Below are 2,589 nucleotides of genomic sequence, written 5' to 3' on the forward strand. Positions count from 1 at the left end.
AGTAGGGTAAGAACCCGACGCCTTACCATATCACTATGGCAGGTTTCCGAGAACTCCCCTCCGAACCGGACTTACACCTCTCGATGTATCCGGCTCTCCAGATGTCAGTCTAATTTCCCTACGTGTAACTTATCGTGACAGTCAATGCAGAGTGCCATTGTCTTGCGTCTGCGCCCAATCATGGCGATTTCCCATTGTTTCCTGCCACTCAAATCCTTGAGTTTTCGTACATGGTGTATCTCAAGCGGCACATTCTCTGTGCCGCACCACTCGCATTTGTTCGCTTGTAGCCTTTTAATCAGGCTGTTGCGCCCGTAGTTCTCAACCACTCTTGCCACTATGTCGGGGTTGCCGCTTTCGACTTTGGTATTCCGGCGGAACCCATTATTGTAGAACAGCACTTTACCCACTTTGCCATTTTTCTTCGGATACTCCACAACAAAGTCTTTTCCTTGACGGTACTTGCGAATAATTCTGCTAATTCGTGTCCGATATTTTCCGGCGAAAGTTTTGAGCATACTGTATCTCATTACATAGTAGAAGTTGTTGAGTACGGTCACGTTGTTTGCGAGCCGGTAGTAGTTGTATAATCCACGGATTTCTGCGTTGTACTGGTTTAGGATTTCCAGGTCGTCCAGGTGCAACAGGCGGGTGCGCCGGACAGGTTCCCAAACCTCTTTGTTTCCGTTCTGTTTGTCGTATTTAATTTTGAGGGCATTGTAGGAGAGCAGGCGTTTTACCCATTTATCATGGGGAACATAGAGCAAGACTTTTCCGTTGTTCACTCGTCTGGTAGCCCCGGTTTTGGTCTTTTTGCTGTACTCGCCCTTGGCGATTGTGACCTCGTATCCCAGAAACTTTGCAAAATCATGTCCGTGGGTAATCAGAGTCTTTTCCCCGGACATTTCCAGATGAAGTTTTTCCCGGATAAAACAGCCTACTTCTTGTTTTACCTGTTCTGCGTCCTCTTTACTGCCGATAACTCCTATCAGAAAATCATCCGCATACCGGACGTAGCAAATCCTCTTATAGCTGTCGTCCATCTGGTCACTGTATGGCATGGATTTCAGACTGCGCCGCAGTTCCCGGATTTCCGCAATTAAGCCCTCTTTTTCTTTCTCGCTCATTTTAGAGAGATTTCTTTTAAGCCGTTGCTCTTTTCCCCGGCAAACATCCAACTTCTTCTTGAACGCAGGATTGATTTTACGGCGGTTTCCGCAGTTGAACTTCTCTGCGTATTCTGCCATATAGTTGTCCAGTTCGTTCATATAGATATTTGCAAGGATGGGGCTGATGATAGAGCCTTGGGGAGTGCCGGAGTAGGTATTGTGATAATTCCAGTCCTCCATATATCCGGCTTTCAGAAACTTCCATAGCAGACCAATGAAATGTTCGTCTGCAATCCGCTTCCGCAGAATGTCAATCAGCACATGATGGTCTACATTGTCAAAACAGCCCTTTATATCCCCCTCAACGAACCACTTTGTCCCCGTAAAATATTTCTGTACATATTTGAGTGCCGTATGGCAGCTTTTGTTTATGCGGAAACCGTGGGAGTAGTCGCTGAAAGTTGGCTCATAGATGCTCTCTAAGATGAGCCGCACCACCTCCTGTATCAGTTTATCGTCGAATGACAGTATCCCCAGAGGGCGCATTTTCCCATTGGATTTCGGGATATACGTTCTCCTCGCCGGGTTGGGCTGGTAGCTGAAATCACGCATTTTTTCAATGAGGGCGTTTATCCTTGCCATTCCCATACCGTCAATGGTTTTGCCGTCTGTTCCGGCTGTCATGTTGCCTGGTTTCGCCTGTATCCGCTGGTATGCCAGCAGATAGAATTGTGGATTGTACAGATTGCGGTATAACCGCTCGTACTTGTAACTCTTATTACACGCCTTGGATTTTAGGCTTTCCAACACATTTTCAGGACTTCTCATAATGCCTCACGCACCTTTCCTTTTTATGAATTGGTTGACATCCTGCCTCCCTTCGCCATGTAGACGGCTTTCCCGCCCTCGGACTACTACGGAGGCTCCGTTGCCATGCCGGATATTCAGCGTCATCTTTCTTGGGTTTTTACCCCTTGAAATTTTTCACCTTGCGGCATTACGCATAGCCGGATAATCCCGGCACTCCGGTTTAGGCAATCTCCAGTTAGACACCTTGGGAAAAGCGTATTGTGATGTCGGTAATGGGTTTTCGTCCTTTTCCGCTTATTGCGGCTGGCTGTCATAAGTATCGTGCGGTCTGTGTCTACCTGTCACATTCTGCTATGACATACGGCGAATACAACCATCCTGCGCCGCCGGGTCGAGTATCCCGCCTCGGACTGCCCTTAAAGCAGTTTAGCCTTGTTCCTCATTCACAATGTTGCGTCTTGCCGCTCAGTCGTGGGTAGATGGTTTCCCCAACTTGCGATTTTTTCGGTACGCTATTGTCCCCCTTGTGGTTTCCCTCCGGGGTAAACCGAATGACGCTAAAGTGACATTTTTCACGTCTTTGATACTTTTCTTTACCGGCTTGCCAAAGCCGGATTCCCAAAATGCCCGCGCACCGCTTTCGGATGAAAAGCGGCGCTTCTGGACGCGC

General features: G+C 48.0%; 2 protein-coding genes. Both read right to left on the minus strand.

Annotated features, from left to right (window positions below):
- Window positions 1-104 precede the first annotated feature (104 nt).
- Complete coding sequence (locus tag DWX00_RS19340) at window positions 105-1,937, minus strand: reverse transcriptase/maturase family protein (RefSeq protein WP_118540911.1); 1,833 nt, start codon at window positions 1,935-1,937, stop codon at window positions 105-107.
- 421 nt (window positions 1,938-2,358) lie between these two features.
- The coding region (locus DWX00_RS19955) for a hypothetical protein (protein ID WP_207658702.1) at window positions 2,359-2,589 on the minus strand (231 nt) is incomplete at its 5' end.

This window comes from Blautia sp. AF17-9LB, from assembly GCF_003479185.1.
Lineage (GTDB): Bacteria > Bacillota > Clostridia > Lachnospirales > Lachnospiraceae > Fusicatenibacter > Fusicatenibacter saccharivorans.

Coding starts and splice junctions, on each gene's coding strand:
- DWX00_RS19340 (WP_118540911.1), bottom strand. CDS start 1,937: ATGAGAAGTCCTGAAAATGTGTTGGAAAGCCTAAAATCCAAGGCGTGT.